The following is a 16,146-nucleotide window of genomic DNA, read 5'->3' as shown; positions in this document are numbered from 1 at the left end:
CCGCCGCAGGCGGCTTTTCGGTCGCCGGGGAAGTTATCGACGTGGCGGCTCCAGAGGCACTGGTTGCAGTGGTTCCGCTGGGTGGTGCCGAAGGCGTGGGTGGCGACGGTGTTTCGGCATTTGATGCAACGGAACGTTTCGGGTTCGGCCATGGGGACGGATGTAACGGTAACGCGAGCGGAGGTTACGGTCAGGGGAGGCGGCGCCCCATGATGTAGAAGGGCCAGCCGCCTGGGGTGAAGGTCATTTCGGCGAGGTATTCGAAGCCAAGGCGGTGGTAGAGTTGGTGGGCTCGGCTGTCGGTCCGGGTGCTGAGGACGGCGGTGCGCTCGGGGCGGTCTTGGAGGAGGGCGGTGATGAGTGCGGTGCCGATGCCTTGTCGCTGGACGGTGGGCGCGACGGCGACTTCGACGATTTCGTAGGCATGGCTCAGCCATTCGGCTGTTTTTTGGGGGCCGAGCCAGCGGGCTACGGCGTCGTGCCACCACTGGCCATCGGCGCCTCGGTAGCCGTAGGCCATGCCGCATACGGCGCCGTCGAGCTCTGCGACGAGGAAGCGGAAGCCCGTGCGGTGGCGATGGGTGTCGCGGATGCGGGCACGGACTTCGCGGCCGCGGTCGAGGTCGCTGTAGGGTGGCTCGGCGAAGGCGTCGCCGTAGACCGTGATGGCCCCCTCGAAGAGGGGGCCATGGGGGTCAATTTCGCGGATTCGGAGGGTGGTGGTGGTCACGCTAGCCGCGGTATTGGGTTTTTCCGGCGACGCGGTCTTTGTTGAGTCGTTTGTTGAGGTGGAGGCCTTCGAGGATGAATTCGAGGGCGGCGGCGGTCTCGGCGTCGCTTCGGGTGCCGCCGAGCTTTTCGATGGCGGGCATGAGGCCTTCGATCTGGCGGGCGATGGCGGCATGTTCGCGGGAGGGGACCATGTCGCCAACTTCGACGGCGACGCCGGCGCGGAAGCGGTTGATGACGGGCTCGAGTTCGCCGAGATTGAAGGAGCGGTTGAAGACGGCGACGACGGCGCCTTGGATGAGCTTTTCGATGATCTGGTCTTCGCGGCCGTCTTCGACGGTTTCGAATTCGACTTTGCCGGAGAGGGCGGGGACGACGTAGGGGAGGTCGCTGACGCGGGGGACGACGCGGTCTTCGCCGGTGACGATGGCGCGCCGGAGGGCGTTGGCGAGCATGGATTCGTAGTTGGCGATGGAGGCGCGGACGGAGACGCCGGAGCGCTGGTTGATATCGGGGCTACGGCGGGCGAGGCGGCTGATTTCGGCGATGATCTCTTTCATGTACTGGGGCACGGCGACATCGAAGTCGGCGGGGACGGGGTGGTGTTCCGCCTCCATGATGTCGATTTCGTGCTCGATGCGGGTGGGGTAGTGGGTGCGGACCTGGGCGCCGTAGCGGTCTTTGAGGGGGGTGATGATGCGGCCGCGGTTGGTGTAGTCCTCGGGGTTGGCGCTGGCGACGATGTAGACGTCGAGGGGGAGGCGGATGCGGTAGCCCCGGATCTGGACGTCGCGCTCTTCCATGATGTTGAGGAGGCCGACCTGGATGCGCTCGGCGAGGTCGGGGAGTTCGTTGATGCAGAAGATGCCGCGGTTGGTGCGGGGGATGAGGCCATAGTGGATGGTGAGTTCGTCGCTGAGGTAGCGGCCTTCGGCGACTTTGATGGGATCGACTTCGCCGATGAGATCGGCGATGGTGATGTCGGGTGTGGCGAGTTTTTCGCCGTAGCGTTTGTCGCGGGGGAGCCATTCGAGCTCGGCGTCGTCGCCTTTTTGGGCGATGATGTCGCGTCCGGCCTGGGTGATGGGGTTGAAGGGGTCTTCTGGGATTTCGCAGCCGGCGAGGATGGGGATTTCGTCGTCGAGGAGCGAGACGAGGGAGCGGATGATGCGGGATTTGGCCTGTCCTCGCTCGCCGAGGAAGATGATGTCCTGGCCGGCGAGGATGGCGTTGACGATGTGGGGGATGACGGTGTCGTCGTAGCCGTAGATTCCGGGGAAGAGGGGTTCGCCGGTGCGGATTTTGGCGATGAGATTTTTTCGCATCTCTTCGCGGACGGGGAGGACGCGGTACCCGGAGGCGCGGAGTTCTCCGACGGTTCGGGGGCGTTCGAGGGTCGTCACTGGTGTGCCACTCCAAGTTCGTTACCGGCCATTGGGGCCGGGAGCCGAAGGAGGGGCGGCGCCCCGGGGCGCGAGCCCGTTCCTGGACACTGCTCTGAGGCAGTGTGCCCGGAACTTCGGTGTGCCGGGCCTCTAGCTCGATCATAGGGTGGGCCGTAGGCGTGTCAACCGAGGGTGTGCTGGCCGACATGGCGAAGTCAGGGGAGGAGGCGTTCGATTTCGGCGAGGCGTTCTGGGGTGTTGGCGTTGAGGAAGCTGCGAAGCTGGGGGTCGGCCGCGAGGAGCATTGGTTCGGCGGGCTCGATGACGCGAAGTTCTTCGCAGGCGGCGACGATCCGGAGGTTGGTGGTGGGGGTTCGGAGGGCGCGCCGGAATGGTTCGAGGCATGTTGCTGGGCGGTAGATTGCGACGAGTGGTTGGGGGAATCCGCCGACGAAGGGACGGACGACGTCGGCGCCGGTTTGGCGGGCGATGGATGCGAGGAGGCTGACGAGGGCGGCCGAAACGAGGGGCGCATCGCACGAGCAGGCGAAGGCGAGCTCTGCGTGGGTGTGTGCGAAGCCGGTGGCGAGGCCGGCGAGGGGACCGAGCCCGGGGGTCTCGTCGGGGACCGGGGTGAGGGGGACAGGCGCCCGGAGGTCGGGAAGTCGCTGGCCTGGGGCATGGACGATGACGATGCGCTCGACGGCTGGGGCGACGGCATCGACGACCCACTGGAGGAGGGGTCGGCCGCGGAGGGGCGCGGAGGCTTTGTCGCCGCCGAAGCGGGTGCTGCGGCCGCCGGCGAGGATGATGGCTTCGATGCCAGCGGTCATGGGACACCGTAGGATCGAGGGGATGTCGCTGTTGGAGGCATTCGGGTTCGCTCCGGGAGCCATGGTGGCGGCTGTCGGGGGAGGAGGCAAGACGAGCCTCGTCTTCCGGGTGGCGGCCGAGGCGGTGGAGCGTGGCATCCCGGCGTTGGTGACGACGACGGTGAAGTTCACGCGGCCGGCGGGCTTGGCGATGCCGCGGTTGGTGATGGTGCCGGCGGAGTCGGCAGTCGAGGCGGCGTCGATTGCGCTTGCCGGGGAAGGTGGGGTGACGCTCGCTTCTGGGGAGGGCGAACGGGGGCGGATGCTGGGCTTTCCGCCGGCGGTGGTGGATGGGCTGCGAAAGCCGGGGCGACTGGTGCTCGTGGAGGCGGACGGTTCGGCGCATCGTCCGTTCAAGGCGCCGGCGGAGCACGAGCCGGTGATTCCGGCGGGCGCGACGGACGTTGTCGTGTGCGTTGGGTTGCAGGTGCTGGGGCGGCCGTTGGATGGGAGGTGGGTGCATCGCGCGGAGCTGGCTGCGGGACTCGCTGGGGCGGGGGTCGGGGAGGTGGTGACGCCGGCGGTCGCGGCTTCGGTGGTGCTTCACAGGGCGGGTGGGCGGAAGGGGGTGCCGCCGGGTGCACGTTGCTCTGCGCTCTTGAATCGAGTGGGCGGGGTGGAGGCGGGGCCGCTGGCGCTGGAGCTGGCGAAGCGGCTGGTGGATGGCGGCTTGGACCGGGTAGTCATCGCGGATGCGAGCGAGGGAACCGTGTTGGAGGTGATGGGGCGTGCCTTGGTTTCGGCGCCGGCCACGGATCACGGATGAGATTTATGGAAACTTGATGACGTCGTTCGGGCGGGTGGTGGATCGCGACCCGCTGGTGAAGCTGCCCGCGGCGGCGCTGGCGGAGCGGGTGGCGCGCGAGTTCGCGGCGATGGTGGCGGAGCTGGATGCGGGCATGTACCGCGGCGCGACGGTGTACCACCTGCGTTTGTTGGCGGGGGCCTGGATCATGGCGCGGGAGGGGGCGGTGCCGCGGGCGACTGCGGAGGTGTTCGAGGAGGCGCTGGCGTGGCGGTTCGAACCGGTTCGCAGGGGGAGCCGGGCTCTGGCCGAACGTGTGACGGCGCTCGCGAATGGGGATTTCGAGCGGGATACGGCGCACTGAGGCACGGACGTAATGGCACCGTTACGTGCTGGAAACGCGGAAGCAATGGCGGGCGGCGATGCTACGAGTATGGCTGTCTTCCGTTCGATTCGTATCACGATGCCCGACCGACCGGGTGCGCTCTCTGCGATCGCGACTGCGCTGGCGGCGCACCGGGTCGATATCGTGCGGCTGGATGTGATTTCGCACGAGGGGGATGTGGTGGTGGACGATCTGTTGCTGGAGGCGGAGAGCGCCCAGGCGATCGGCGCGGCGATCGGCGCCTTTTGGCCGGACGTGGCGGTTCGAACGTTCGATGCGCCGTTTGGCGACGCTGCGGTCGAGATGGGCATGGTGATTGGGGCGGTGACAGGCGCGCCCTCGCCGTCGGAGGCGCGGAGTCGGCTGGCGGCGGGTTTGGTCCGCTCGATGCGGGCTGACCGGGGTGCGGTGGTCCGGCTCATCGACACTGGCGGGTTCGTGCCGGTGGCTGGTTTGGCGGCGACGGCGGTGGTCGGCCCTCGGGATGCGTTCGCTGGTCGATGGGTGCTGGCGAAGCAGCGGGCGGTGGCGTTCCCGGCCAGCGACGGTTGGGCGCCGGCGGCGTTCGCGACGGAGGCGCGGGCGGCGTGGGTGGCGATGGCGCCGATGGGGGCTACGGACTTGCTGGTGGCGATTCGCACGTTGAACTTACCGTTCTACCGGGGTGAGCTGGAGCGGCTGGATACGCTCGCCCGGGCGGTGCGTCCGGTGTTGGAGCGGGGGACGGGTTCGCGACCGGCGGCGGTTCTGGAGTCGCTGGCGACGCTGCCTCCGCGGGCGGTGACGTTGGGGGCGGCGTAGGGGTCAGGCGATGCCCGACCGACAGGCCGCCTCGACGACGCGGGCGCAATCGAGCATTTCGGGAACCACGAGGTATTCGTCTTTGGTGTGCTGGTTGTAGCCGCCGCGTCCGATGACGAGGGAGGCGATTCCGTGGCCGCGGAAGACGTTGCCATCGGTTCCACCGCCGACGGGGTGAGGATTGGGTTGGAAGCCGAGGGAGCGGAGGATGGGGAACAGAAGGGCAGCGGCAGGGTCGTCGGGCTCGAGTCGGTAGCCTGGATAGGCCATACGGATGTCGGCTTGGATGTGGACACCCGGGTGGCGGGTCTGGACGGCTTCGACGTGGCGGCGGACGGTGCGGGCGAGGGTTTCGGCCCGCTCCTGGACCATGGAGCGGAACTCTCCTTGGACGAGGCAGGTTTCGGGGACGGCGTTGCGGACGAGGCCGCCGCGGATGATGCCGACATTGCCGGTCGTCTCGGGGTCGAGCCGCCCCTGGGGGAGGGAGGTGACGAGTTCGGCGGCGATGGAGATGGCGGGGATGCCTTTCTCGGGTTCGAGGCCGGCGTGGGCGGAGCGTCCGTAGACTTCGATGTCGTAGACGTAGTGGTAGGGGGCCTGTCCCTGGATGCTGGAGGGGGGACCGCCGCTGTCGACGACGATGGCGACACGGGCGGTGATGCGGCGGTAGTCGAGGTTGGTGGCGCCGATGAGGCCTATTTCTTCGCCTCGGCTGATGGCGACCTCGACTGGGCGGTGGGGGAGGCCGTCTTCGAGGAGCGACTGGAGGACTTCGAGGATGACGGCGCATCCGGCTTTGTCGTCGGCGCCGAGGATGGTGGTGCCGTCGCTGCGGATGATGTCGGGTCCATCCCATTGGGGGCGGATGCCGCGTCCGGGTTCGACGGTATCCATGTGGGCGGAGAGGAGGATGGGCTCGCCCTGGCCGTCGAGGCGGGCGAGGACGTTGCCGGCGGCGTCCTGAGCGGTTTGGAGGCCGAGTTGGCGGAGACGGTGTTCGAGCTCGGCGGCGATGGCGTCCTCGTGGCCGGAGGGGGAGTCGATCGCGACAAGGTCGAGGAAGGTCTGGACGGCGCGGTCGCGGGTGATCATGCCGGAGCTCCAGTTTTTTCTTGGGGCGAGAGGATACGGGCGTGGTCTGTAAGGAACATTTCCCGTGCCGTTAATGACCGTTTCACTTGGAGCTGGCAGGGTGGAGGTATGGACACGACATCCGGTGATCGGGAGTTGCGGCTGGAAGTTGCGCACAATGTGCGCCACCTGGGCGGGTACGGGACGCGAGATGGGCGGGTGACGACGGAGGTGGCGATTCGGTCGGCGAGCCTTCACCGGCTGACGGCGCGGGGCCTGGAGCGGCTTCGGGAGCTGGGGGTTTCGACCATCGTGGATCTGCGCTCGGATGTGGAGCGCGTACGGGATGTGACGCCGGACACTCGGCGGTTCGGGATCGGGGTGGTGCACGCGCCGGTTTTTCAGCAGGATGCTTCGCCTGCGGGGCTCGCAGGAGAGTTTCCGGGCTTCGCTGTGGTGTACGCGATGTTCCTGGATGTGGGGGCGCCGGCGTATCGGGTGCTTTTCGAGACGTTGGCGGAGGCGGAGGGGCGGGTGCTCTTCCACTGTGCGGCGGGGAAGGATCGGACCGGGGTAGCGGCAGCGTTGTTGTTGGAGCTGGCGGGCGTCGATGACGAGGCGATCATCGAGGACTACGCGATGACGGAGCGGCTGCTGGCGCCGCTGAAGGAGCAGTGGCTTCCTCAGATGCGGGAGCGCGGCTTCGACGAGGCGAAGGCGGCGGCGCTGTTGGCCGCTCCGCGGGAGGATATGGAGGAGACGCTGCGGCACCTTCGAGAACGGTTCGGAGATGCGGAGGGGTATGCGCGGGCGATCGGCGTGAGTGGCGAGGCGATTTCGGCGGTGCGGGCGCGGCTCAGGGGGTCGTAGCGGGGCCGCGGAGGCGTTCGATTTCGGCTTCGAGTTCGCGCAGGCGACGTCGTTGTTGGCGGTCGCGCTCGAAGCGCTCGGTGATGTCGCGGCAGTGGGCGAGCGCGCCGATGACGGTGCCGGCGTCGTCTTTGACGATGGCGAAGGTCATTTCGACGTAGAATTCGGAGCCATCGGCGCGGCGGGCGCGGGTGGGGAGGGTTTGGCCGCGGTATTTGGTTTCGCCGGCGGCGAGTGCCCGGTCGTAGCCTTTCCAGTGAGCATCGCGGAACTGGTCGGGGATGACGAGGTCGAGGTCGCGGCCGAGGGCAGTTGCGGCGGGGTGGCCGAACATGGTTTCGGCGGCGGCGTTCCAAGCCTGAACGATGCCGTCGGTGCCGGCGAAGATGATGGCGTCGGGGGCCTGCTGCAGCAGGCGGGCGGCGAGCGTCTCGTCCATACTGTTCGTCCGGGTTGGCGATGTGGCGCTACGCTACGCCAGTCGGCGCCGGGTTTCTAGGGTGAATCGGCGCGATATTCTGCGAGCAAAACGCCGGCCTGGAAACATCAGGCCGGCGCTTGGCTACGAGGCGAACGGTTCGCGCTAGCTTTGGCTGGCGGCTTTTTTGGCGGCGTAGTGCTCTTCGCGGGTTTCGCGGAAGGACCAGGGGACGTAGGCGTCGGAGAGGTCGGTGATCTGCTTCCAGTTTTGGGCGAACCAATCGGCGTCTTTGAATTCGTGTGGGTCGTAGGTGACGCCTCGGTTGGCGACGATGGCGATGCGGCTGTAGCGGCCACCGGAGGCGGCGATGCAGACGCCGCTTTCTTCGCATTGGGGCGAGCAGAGGTAGGTGACGGCGGGTGCGACGTGCTCCGGGGCCATGACGACGGCGCGCTCGGGGTCGTTGGGGTCGCGGCCCATGAGATTCGCGGTCATGCGGGTCTGGGCGGCGGGGGCGATGAGGTTGACGTTGATGTTGTACTTTTCGCCCTCGAGCTTGAGGACGTTCATGAGGCCGTACATGCCAGCTTTGGCGGCGCCGTAGTTGGCTTGGCCGAAGTTGCCGATGAGGCCGGAGGTGCTGGTGGCCATGACGAAGCGGCCGTAGGCCTGCTGGCGGAAGATGGGCCAGGCGTGGTGCGCGAGGTTGTAGCACTGTTTGAGGTGGACGCGAATGACGCTGTCCCAGTCTTGTTCGCTCATGTTGTGGATGGTGACGTCACGGAGGATGCCGGCGTTGGCGACGACGGCATCGAGGCGGCCCCAGGTGTCGACGGCGAGCTTGATCATTTTGTAGCAGTCTTCGTAGCTGCCGACGTCGCCGCCGTCGGCGATGGCTTCGCCGCCGAGGGCTTTGATCTCGTTGACAACTTGCTGGGCGGGGGTGTCGTCGTGGCCTTCGCCGGAGACGGAGCCGCCGAAGTCGTTGACGACGACTTTGGCGCCGTGGCGGGCGAGGTCGATGGCGTAGGCGCGGCCGAGCCCCCGACCTGCACCGGTGACCAGGACGACCTGGCCATCAAGACGTACTGCCATGGGATGGTTCCTCCGAGCTAGCGGTTGTGCGAGGGAATGCTACGCCATCGTGGGCATGCAGGCTCGCGGGCTCGCGTGGCTACTTGGCGGCGACGGTGACGGTGGATCCTGACTCGATGCCGACATCGGCGAGGAGGGCGTGGATGCGGCGGGCATTTGCGATGATGCGGGCGGCTTCCTGGTTGACGGCTTGTTTGCCATCGCAGAGGGCCTCGGCGGGGTTGGAGTGGATGTCGAATTCGATGCCGTTGGCGCCGGCGGCGACGAAGCCGTAGGTGACGCGCTCGACGAGGCGACGGTCGCCGGAGCTGTGGGAGGGGTCGGCGATGAGCGGCAGGTGGGACTTCATGCGGACGAGGGGGATCATGCCGATGTCGGCGGCGAAGCGGGTTTCGGTCTCGAAGCTTTTGATGCCGCGGTAGCAGAGGATGACGTTGCGGTTGCCTTCGGAGACGCTCCGACGTTCGCGGTCGATTCCGGACATGATGTAGGCGGCGGCGCAGAGCCATTCGTTCATGTCGTTGCCGAATCCGTGTTTGAGAATGACGGGCCGGTCGATTCTGGAGAGTTCTTCGAGGAGCGGGGAGTACTGGGCGCTGCGGGCGCCGATTTGGATGACGTCGATGCCGTATTGGAGGAAGAGGTCGAGGTGGCGGAGGTCGATGAGTTCGGAGACGGTGGGGAGGCCGGTTTCGGCCTTCATGGCGGCGGCGATTTCGAGGCCCTTTTTGATATCGAGGCCGCGGTAGTCGTAGGGGCTGGTGCGGGATTTGTCGACGAAGGCGCGGAGGACGTCGACGCCGGCGGCTTTTGCGATGCGGGCGGATTCGAGCGCTTGTTGTTCGGATTCGATGGCACAGGGGCCGCCGAAGAAGGTGAGGTGGCGGCCGCCGACGGGGACGCGGCCGTCGATCCAGACGATGGTGTCTTCGGGGTGGAAGGTGCGGGAGGCGTCTTTGTATTTTTCGGTGATGCGGATGACGCGGTCGACGCCTGGGAGCTCGAGGATGCGCCCTTCGTCGACGATGGAGGCGACACCCTTGACGCCGATGACGGTGGTGCTGGAGACGATGGTTTCGCAGCGGAGTCCGTAGTCTTGGGTGATGCGATTGATGACGCGCTCGACCTGTTCGATGGTGGCGCCTTCGGCCATGTGGATGATCATGGTGGGGTCCCGGGAGACGTTATGTTGGCGGGATTATCTCCCGGGACGGGGGTACGGGCGATAGTGGGGCTCAGAACAGTATTTGGGAGAGCCGGCGCTGGTATTCGCGGGTGAGGGGGGAATCGAGACCGAGGATATCGAAGATGGCGAGCATGGCTTTGCGGGCGGCGCCATCGGCGAAGTTCCGGTCGAGGCGGACGGATTCGAGGAGTTCGTCGAGGGCTTGTTGGTACTGCTCGTGGGCGGCGAGCATCACTCCCCAACGGTAGCGGGCGCGTGGGTCGCCGGGGTTGCGGCGGGCCTCGCCGACGAGGTCTTCGGTGGCGTGCTTTTGGCGAAATTCGTCGAGGAAGATTCGGTGTTTGAGGGCCTTGGCGCGGCGGTCGGCGGGGGCGCGATCGAGGAGCTTTTGGGCCTCCTCTTTTTCGCCGCGGCCGAGGAGGATGGTGGCGAGGCCAACGATGGCGCTGGCATCGTTGGGGGATTTTTCGAGGATGGTGCGGTACTCCCGTTCGGCGCCGGCAACGTCGCCTTGTCGGAGGAGGTCATCGGGGGAGGGACCGGAGGAGCCAGAGGTGGCGATGACTTTTTGGAAGAAGGCCCGCACCTGGGGCTCGGGGTAGGCGCCGGTGAATTCGGCGATGACCTTGCCATCTTTGAAGGCTTTGACGGCGGGGATGCCTTGGATGCGGAATTGCATCGCGGTGCGGGGATTTTGGTCGGTGTTGAGCTTGGCCAGAATGACGCGACCGTCGTGTTCGGCGGCGACTTTTTCGATGATGGGGCCGAGCATCCGGCAGGGCCCGCACCAGGGTGCCCAGAAGTCGACGACGACGGGGATCGTCTTGGACCGCTCGAGGACTTCGGATGCGAAGGTCGCGTCGGTGACGTCGATGGCGGTTGCGGAGGGCATGGGGAGAGGACTCCGTTGGATTTTTGCGATTCGATCGTAGCGGATGGGGGAGGGGATTCGGAACGTCCGAGGGAGCCGGGATGAGCGGGCCGGGTGGGCGTCCAGCAGGCCTGTAAGCCGGATTCTGTACCCCGCTGGTGCGGGGCGGCAGCCATTTCTCTGGGCGCGGCATCGCTGACGCGCTCTAGCGGCCAACCCGGGAGTAGTGACGGGCCGGGCACCCTTCCTCCCCTATTTGGCCTTGCTCCGGGTGGGGTTTGCACGGCCGCCACGTTGCCGTGACGCCGGTGCGCTCTTACCGCACCATTTCACCCTTACCGCCCACCCAGGTATGGGAGGACGGCGGTATGTTTCTGTTGCACTTTCCGTCGGCTCGCGCCGCCCAGGTGTTACCTGGCACCCTGCCCGGTGGAGTCCGGACTTTCCTCTCCTCGCTCGGGGCGAGAAGCGGCTGCCCGGCCTGCTGGACACTGTCATTGTCCCGCGTTTCGCCCAGCCCTGTCGACCGGGGGAGATTGGGTATGATGCGGCGAGATTGCGAAGGGGGCACACCGATGGGGATCGATGCGATGCAGGTCGGGGCTGTGGCGCGCGGTTCGGTGCGATGCGGGCCGGAGCATTTCGCGAGCCGCATCGTTGCTGGGACGCCGGATGTCTTTTCGACGCCGGCGCTGGGGGCGCTCGTCGAGAAGACGGCAGCGGAATGGATGGGACAATACCTGGGGAGTGGGGAGATGACGGTGGGGACGCAGATCGTGATCAACCATACGGCGGCGACACCTGAGGGCCTGGAGGTCGCGGTGGAGGTCCGTCTGGTGACGGTGGATGGCCGGCGGTTCGAATTCGAATGGACGGCGCACGATGGGGTGGAGCAGGTGGGCCACGGGACGCACCAGCGGTACGTGGTGGATCGGGGGCGATTCGAGGGGCGGTTGGCGGCGAAGCGCGCGGGGAACGGTTGATGGAGCGTGACCGGGCGGCGTGGTTCGCGGCGCGCGCGGGGCTGGAGCTCGACCCGGCGTTCGATTACGAGATCGTAGGAGACGACCCGGTCTTGCCGACGCCGTTTCACCTGGGGGAGGGTGTGGCGGTGGCGCTGGCGCTGGTAGGGCAGGAGGTAGCGCGGTTGTGGGAGGAGCGGGGTGGGCGGCGCCAGGCGGTGGCGGTGGATGTGCGCCATGCGGCGGCATCGCTGAGGAGCTACCTGGTGCTGGCGGTGAACGGGCAGTCGGGGGCACCTCCGCCTCGGGCGGGGTATTTCGTGACGGGTATCTGGCCGTGTGGAGACGGCCGGTATATCCACCTCCACGGGAGCTTCAACGACGGGCCCGGCATCCTGGCGGAGCTTGGACTGGGCGATGCGGCCACGGCGGAGGAGATTGCCGCGGCCACGCGGCGGAGGGGGGCGTTCGAGCTGGAGGATGCGTTGGCGGCGAAGGGGCTGTGCGCGGCGGTTTGCCGGCGACACGAGGAGTGGGTGGCGCACCGGCAGGGGCAGGCGTTGGCGGGCCAGCCGGTGGTGACGCTGGAGCGGATCGGTGATGCGCCGCCGCAGCCGTTGGGGGAGGGGGAGCGGCCGCTCTCCGGGGTGCGGGTGCTCGACCTGACGCGGGTGCTCGCCGGGCCGACGGTGGCGCGGACGCTAGCCGAGCATGGGGCGGAGGTGCTTCATATCGCGAGCCCTGGTCTGCCGACGGTCGAGCGATTCGAGCAGGATACGGGCCACGGCAAGCGCCAGGCGTTCCTGGACTTGAACGACGGTGGCCAGGCGGAGACGCTGCGGGAGCTGATCCGCGGGGCGGATGTCTTTTCGCAGGGGTTCCAGTGGGGTTCGTTGGAGCGGCGCGGTTTCGGGCCGCGGCAGGTGGCGGAGCTGCGCCCCGGGATTGTGTACGTGACGGAGAATGCCTTCGGTTACGGTGGGCCGTGGGACCGACGCCCAGGCTGGGAGCAGCTTGCGCAGGCGACGACCGGGGTGTGTGTGGTGCAGGGTGGGGATGGCCCACCGGTCCTCGCTCCGGCGGCGATGAACGATTACACGACCGGCTACTTCGGTGCGCTCGGGGCGATGATGGCGCTGCGGCGGAGAGCGCGCGAGGGCGGGTCGTGGCTCGTCCGTGTATCGCTCGCTCGCACGAGTATGTGGTACTACGACCTTGGCCAGGAGCTCGACCCGGCGGCGGCCACGGGGACGGGAGACCTTTCGGGAGTGATGATCGAACGGGAAACGGGGTGGGGATCGATGCGTTACCTTCGGCCGGCGTTGCGGATGTCGGAAACCGATCCGTTTTGGTCGCTACCGTCTTCGCCGCTCGGAAGCGACGAGCCACGCTGGCTCGATTAGCTGGCGCATTTTGCGAGCGGTGTGGGCGCTGGCTCTGTGGCGACGACGAAGCGGGAGGGTTCGAACTCCTGGGAGGTTGGCGTGGCGGAGTCGATGTCGCGGGTATCGCGCCAGTGCTCGAGGAGGGCGCGGGCGACGGCTTGGGGATCGGGCTGGTAGGCGCCACGGCGAATCAGCTCGCGGAGTTCGAGGACGCGACGGGTGCGATCGTCGAAGGGGACGACGGTGGGGGCAGTTTTGGGGGGTTCGGTCACGGTGCACCTCGCGAGCTGGGGTTACACCGTGGTTGACGGCATGTGGAGGGTTGGTGCGTAGGGGTTGGGGAGGGGTTCTTTCGGAATTTTCACACTTCGCTGGTAGGGAAGTCCCGAAGGGCTGGGCTGGAGGGTGGTCAGCGCAGGTCGCGGCGGAGGAAGACGGCGATGCCGGCAGCGGCGGGGAGCGCGGCGAGGGCCAGCGCTGGTAGGAAGGCTTCCCAGCGGGCGCCGAAGGCGAGGAGATTGGTCTGGAGGTACCAGTACCAAGGGTTGAGGTTGCGGATCCATTCGGGGGTACCGGCGGCGGTGAGAAGCCCTTGAGCGAGGAAGCCGCCGGCGGCGAGGAGGGTGCCGGCGGCCAGTCCTGGAGCGCGGCGGCCGGCGATGGCGCCGCCGGCGAACGCGACGCTGGCGTGGAGGAGTGCGAGGGAGAAGAGGCCGGCGTTGGCGGCGGCGAATCCTGGGCGGCTGATGCCCTGGAGGGCGGAGAAGGGGAGGGCGAGGAGGGCGAGCGCGGCTGCGGAGAAGGCGACGAGGGCGGCGAGGTGTACGGCGATGGCGAGGAATCGTTGCAGGGCGAGGGCGGTTCGGGACACTGGGCAGGCGAGAATGAGCTCGAGGGTGCCGTCTTCTTCGCTGCCTCCGATGGCTCCCGCGCCACCGACGATGGCGTAAACGACGAGGAGAACGGTGAGCAGGGAGGAGAAGAGGCGTGCCCAGAGGTAGCCGGCGGGGGAGCCGATGGAGATGCCCTGCTCCATGCCGAACATAGCGCGCAGCGCTTCGGGCATCTGCTGGACGAGTTCGTCGAAGCTTTGCTGGTCGCGGACGGTGGGGTAGAAGGCGAGGGTGACGAGGTGGAGGGCGAAGAGACCCATCGTCCACCAGAGGAGGGACCTTCGACGGTCGCGCATGGTCCGGAGGAAGATGGTCACGGGTCGGATCCTTGGTAGTACTCGAGGAAGAGCTCTTCGAGGTCCTGCCCCGGGGTATGGATCCGCTCGATGGTGAGCCCGGCGGCTGCTTTGATGACGGGGTCGACGGGCCCTTCGACGACGAGCTGGACGCCACCATCGTGGTAGGCGACCGAGCGGACGCCGGGGAGTGGTTCGAAGAGGCCGCGGGGGGGCGGGCCAGCTGTGAAGATATCGATCCGCTGGCGTGCTTTGGTGCGGAGCTCGGCGAGGGTGGCGACGGTGACGAGCCGTCCCTTTCGGAGGATGCCGACACGTCCGGCGAGGGCTTCGACTTCGGGGAGGACGTGCGAAGAAAGGAAGACGGTGGCTCCGCGCGCGACTTCTTCGCGGAGCAGGAGGTGAAATTCTTGCTGGAGGAGGGGATCGAGGCCGGAGGTTGGTTCGTCGAGGATGAGGAGCTCGGGGCGGTGCATGAAGGCCTGGAGGATGCCGATTTTTCGGCGATTGCCGGTGCTGAGCTCGCCGATGGGGCGGGATGGGTCGAGGTCGAAGCGTTGGAGGAGGGTTTGGGTGAAGGGGACGTCGTAGCCGCCGCGGAGGGCGCCGAAGAATTGGATGACGTCGTGGCCGGTGTAGTGTGGGTCGATGGCGAGGTCGGCGGGGAGGTAGCCGACGCGCCGCCTGGCTTCGGGGTCGCGGCCCGGGCGACCGAGGATGGTGCTGACGCCAGAGCTGGGATTGAGGAAGCCGAGGAGGAGGCGGATGGTCGTGGTTTTGCCGGCGCCGTTGGGCCCGAGGAAGCCAAAGACCTCGCCGCGTTGGACGGCGAGGTCGAGGTTATCGACGGCGGTGAGGGACCCGAAGCGCTTGACGAGCCTGTGCGTTTGGATGGCGGGGCCGGCGGCGGGGGCGCTCGGGGGGAGGGTCATTCGCGGGGGAGGCCGAGACCGCGGGTGGCGATCACGGTGCGCTGGATTTCGGATGTGCCGCCTTCGATGGTATTGGCGACGCTGCGAAGGAGGAGGTAGTGGTAGCGGAGGGCTGGCGAGGCGGGGCGGGCGGCTTGGCCTTCCATACCGAACACTTGGGCTGCCGTGCCGGCGATGCGCTGTTGGAGTTCGGCGCCGAAGAGTTTGGCCATCTGCGCTTCGCGGTTGGGGGCGATGCCGGTTTTTTCCTGCTGGGAGGCGATATAGTAGGCGATGTTGCGGAGGAGTTGGACGCCGATGGCGTGCTCGGCGATGCGGTGGCGGATGACATCGGGGGTGCGGCCGCGGCGGGTCTTGAGGTAGGCGACGAGGTCGTCGACGGTACGGCGGGCGTTGGAGGTGGCGCCGATGGAGGAGCGTTCGAAGTCGAGTCCGACGGCGACGTTGTACCAGCCGCGATTTTCTTCGCCAACGAGGTTGGCGGCCGGGACACGGACGTCTTCGAAGTAGACTTCGTTGAACTCGTGGGTGCCGGCCATGTTGACCAGTGGCCGGACGGTGATGCCGGGGCTATCCATTTTGACGGCGAAGGTGGAGATGCCTTTGTGTTTTGGCGCGTTGGGGTCGGTGCGGGCGGCGAGCCAGCCCCAATCGGCGTAGTGGCCGAAGGTGGTCCAGATTTTCTGTCCGTTGATGATGTAGTCGTCGCCGTCGCGGACGGCGCGGGTCTGCATGGCGGCGAGGTCGGAGCCGGCGCCGGGTTCGGAGTAGAGGGTGCACCAGAGGTCGGTGCCATCGGCGATGCGGGGGAGGAAGCGGGCTTTTTGTTCGTCGGTGCCGTAGAGCATGACGACCGGGCCGACCCAGGCGACGCCCATGTTCACGGTGCCGGGGACGCCGTGATAGGCCATCTGTTCGTTGAAGAGCATTTGTTGCATGGGTGAGGCGCCGAGGCCGCCGTATTCTTTGGGCCACGGTGCGGCGAGCCAGCGTTTGGCGGCGAGGCGCTTCATGATGTCGCGTTCGATGGCGAGGCGGTCTTGGAGGCTGTCGAACTCCTGGTCCCAACCGGCGGGGAGGCCGTGTTCGATGAAGTCGGTGACTTCGCGCTGAAAGGCTTCCTGTTCGGGGGTGAGACGAAAGTCCATGGGTGAGGGGCTCCCAGCCGCAGTGGCGGCCGGGGATAGTGTAGCGGGGGGAAGGGGCAATGCGCGGCGTGTGGTGGGGGCGGTGACCTATACTGC

The 16,146-nt window shown here is 67.3% G+C and carries 19 protein-coding genes and 1 other RNA gene; 6 read left to right on the top strand and 14 right to left on the bottom strand.

Translation table 11 applies throughout. The features are described from left to right. The 4 genes from VAE53_RS13175 to VAE53_RS04665 form a co-directional block, all read right to left on the bottom strand. Positions 1 to 152: RNHCP domain-containing protein (locus VAE53_RS13175; RefSeq protein WP_369294026.1), on the bottom strand; the 152-nt coding region annotated here is incomplete at its 3' end. A 38-nt stretch (positions 153 to 190) separates the two neighbouring features. Beyond that, positions 191 to 730 (bottom strand): GNAT family N-acetyltransferase, encoded by a 540-nt coding sequence (locus VAE53_RS04675; protein ID WP_322818207.1) that lies wholly within the window; start codon positions 728 to 730, stop codon positions 191 to 193. Between the two features lies 1 nt (position 731). Beyond that, positions 732 to 2,132, bottom strand: a complete 1,401-nt coding sequence (locus VAE53_RS04670) for a sigma 54-interacting transcriptional regulator (RefSeq protein ID WP_322818206.1) — start codon at positions 2,130 to 2,132, stop codon at positions 732 to 734. 197 nt (positions 2,133 to 2,329) lie between these two features. Further along, positions 2,330 to 2,947: a molybdenum cofactor guanylyltransferase gene (locus VAE53_RS04665; RefSeq protein ID WP_322818205.1), complete on the bottom strand. Its 618-nt coding sequence runs from the start codon at positions 2,945 to 2,947 to the stop codon at positions 2,330 to 2,332. Here VAE53_RS04665 and yqeC point away from each other — a divergent pair. The 3 genes from yqeC to VAE53_RS04650 all read left to right on the top strand — a co-directional run bounded on the left by yqeC (position 2,946) and on the right by VAE53_RS04650 (position 4,917). Next, complete coding sequence (yqeC, locus tag VAE53_RS04660) at positions 2,946 to 3,752, top strand: selenium cofactor biosynthesis protein YqeC (protein ID WP_322818204.1); 807 nt, start codon at positions 2,946 to 2,948, stop codon at positions 3,750 to 3,752. The genes VAE53_RS04665 and yqeC overlap by 2 nt on opposite strands. Positions 3,753 to 3,768: 16 nt before the next feature. Continuing rightward, positions 3,769 to 4,095 carry a hypothetical protein gene (locus tag VAE53_RS04655; RefSeq protein WP_322818203.1) on the top strand — a complete coding sequence of 109 codons (327 nt, stop codon included), beginning with the start codon at positions 3,769 to 3,771 and terminating at the stop codon, positions 4,093 to 4,095. A 69-nt stretch (positions 4,096 to 4,164) separates the two neighbouring features. Continuing rightward, on the top strand, positions 4,165 to 4,917 hold the full coding sequence (locus tag VAE53_RS04650; protein WP_322818202.1) for an ACT domain-containing protein: 753 nt from the start codon (positions 4,165 to 4,167) through the stop codon (positions 4,915 to 4,917). A gap of 3 nt (positions 4,918 to 4,920) precedes the next feature. Here the strand turns inward: VAE53_RS04650 and VAE53_RS04645 are convergent, their stop codons facing one another. Beyond that, a complete protein-coding gene (locus VAE53_RS04645) occupies positions 4,921 to 6,012 on the bottom strand; it encodes a M20/M25/M40 family metallo-hydrolase (RefSeq protein WP_322818201.1) in 1,092 nt (363 codons plus the stop codon). A gap of 108 nt (positions 6,013 to 6,120) precedes the next feature. Between VAE53_RS04645 and VAE53_RS04640 the strand changes: the two genes are divergently transcribed. Next, positions 6,121 to 6,861, top strand: coding sequence for a tyrosine-protein phosphatase (locus tag VAE53_RS04640; protein ID WP_322818200.1), 741 nt, complete (start codon positions 6,121 to 6,123; stop codon positions 6,859 to 6,861). Here VAE53_RS04640 and VAE53_RS04635 read toward each other — a convergent pair. From VAE53_RS04635 to rnpB, 5 genes are all read right to left on the bottom strand, one after another. Continuing rightward, positions 6,848 to 7,300 carry a PAS domain S-box protein gene (locus VAE53_RS04635; protein WP_322818199.1) on the bottom strand — a complete coding sequence of 151 codons (453 nt, stop codon included), beginning with the start codon at positions 7,298 to 7,300 and terminating at the stop codon, positions 6,848 to 6,850. The genes VAE53_RS04640 and VAE53_RS04635 overlap by 14 nt on opposite strands. Positions 7,301 to 7,444: 144 nt before the next feature. Then, the gene (locus tag VAE53_RS04630; RefSeq protein ID WP_322818198.1) at positions 7,445 to 8,377 is read right to left on the bottom strand and encodes an SDR family NAD(P)-dependent oxidoreductase; all 933 of its coding nucleotides are present in this window, start codon (positions 8,375 to 8,377) and stop codon (positions 7,445 to 7,447) included. Positions 8,378 to 8,456: 79 nt separating this feature from the next. Further along, the gene (locus VAE53_RS04625; protein ID WP_322818197.1) at positions 8,457 to 9,530 is read right to left on the bottom strand and encodes a hypothetical protein; all 1,074 of its coding nucleotides are present in this window, start codon (positions 9,528 to 9,530) and stop codon (positions 8,457 to 8,459) included. Positions 9,531 to 9,612: 82 nt separating this feature from the next. After that, entirely contained in the window at positions 9,613 to 10,455 is an 843-nt protein-coding gene (gene trxA, locus VAE53_RS04620; RefSeq protein ID WP_322818196.1) for a thioredoxin, read from the bottom strand. 97 nt (positions 10,456 to 10,552) lie between these two features. Next, positions 10,553 to 10,922, bottom strand: an RNA gene (gene rnpB / locus VAE53_RS04615) — RNase P RNA component class A. An 87-nt stretch (positions 10,923 to 11,009) separates the two neighbouring features. On the opposite strand from rnpB, the gene VAE53_RS04610 reads away from it, so the two are divergent. Beyond that, positions 11,010 to 11,417, top strand: a complete 408-nt coding sequence (locus VAE53_RS04610) for a thioesterase family protein (RefSeq protein ID WP_322818195.1) — start codon at positions 11,010 to 11,012, stop codon at positions 11,415 to 11,417. Beyond that, a complete protein-coding gene (locus VAE53_RS04605; protein WP_322818194.1) occupies positions 11,417 to 12,799 on the top strand; it encodes a CoA transferase in 1,383 nt (460 codons plus the stop codon). The genes VAE53_RS04610 and VAE53_RS04605 overlap by 1 nt, the downstream gene beginning before the upstream one ends. Here VAE53_RS04605 and VAE53_RS04600 read toward each other — a convergent pair. The 4 genes from VAE53_RS04600 to VAE53_RS04585 all read right to left on the bottom strand — a co-directional run bounded on the left by VAE53_RS04600 (position 12,796) and on the right by VAE53_RS04585 (position 16,050). Beyond that, on the bottom strand, positions 12,796 to 13,053 hold the full coding sequence (locus VAE53_RS04600) for a flagellar biosynthesis anti-sigma factor FlgM (RefSeq protein WP_322818193.1): 258 nt from the start codon (positions 13,051 to 13,053) through the stop codon (positions 12,796 to 12,798). The genes VAE53_RS04605 and VAE53_RS04600 overlap by 4 nt on opposite strands. Positions 13,054 to 13,190: 137 nt before the next feature. Beyond that, on the bottom strand, positions 13,191 to 13,991 hold the full coding sequence (locus VAE53_RS04595) for an ABC transporter permease subunit (RefSeq protein WP_322818192.1): 801 nt from the start codon (positions 13,989 to 13,991) through the stop codon (positions 13,191 to 13,193). Then, positions 13,988 to 14,902, bottom strand: a complete 915-nt coding sequence (locus VAE53_RS04590) for an ABC transporter ATP-binding protein (protein WP_322818191.1) — start codon at positions 14,900 to 14,902, stop codon at positions 13,988 to 13,990. Before VAE53_RS04590 ends, VAE53_RS04595 begins: the two co-directional genes overlap by 4 nt. Continuing rightward, positions 14,899 to 16,050 (bottom strand): acyl-CoA dehydrogenase family protein, encoded by a 1,152-nt coding sequence (locus VAE53_RS04585; RefSeq protein WP_322818190.1) that lies wholly within the window; start codon positions 16,048 to 16,050, stop codon positions 14,899 to 14,901. Before VAE53_RS04585 ends, VAE53_RS04590 begins: the two co-directional genes overlap by 4 nt. Between the last annotated feature and the right edge of the window lie 96 nt (positions 16,051 to 16,146).

It is taken from the genome of Tepidiforma sp., assembly GCF_034432735.1.
In the GTDB taxonomy this organism is placed as follows: domain Bacteria; phylum Chloroflexota; class Dehalococcoidia; order Tepidiformales; family Tepidiformaceae; genus Tepidiforma.
This window is presented reverse-complemented; position numbering and strand designations above follow the sequence as displayed.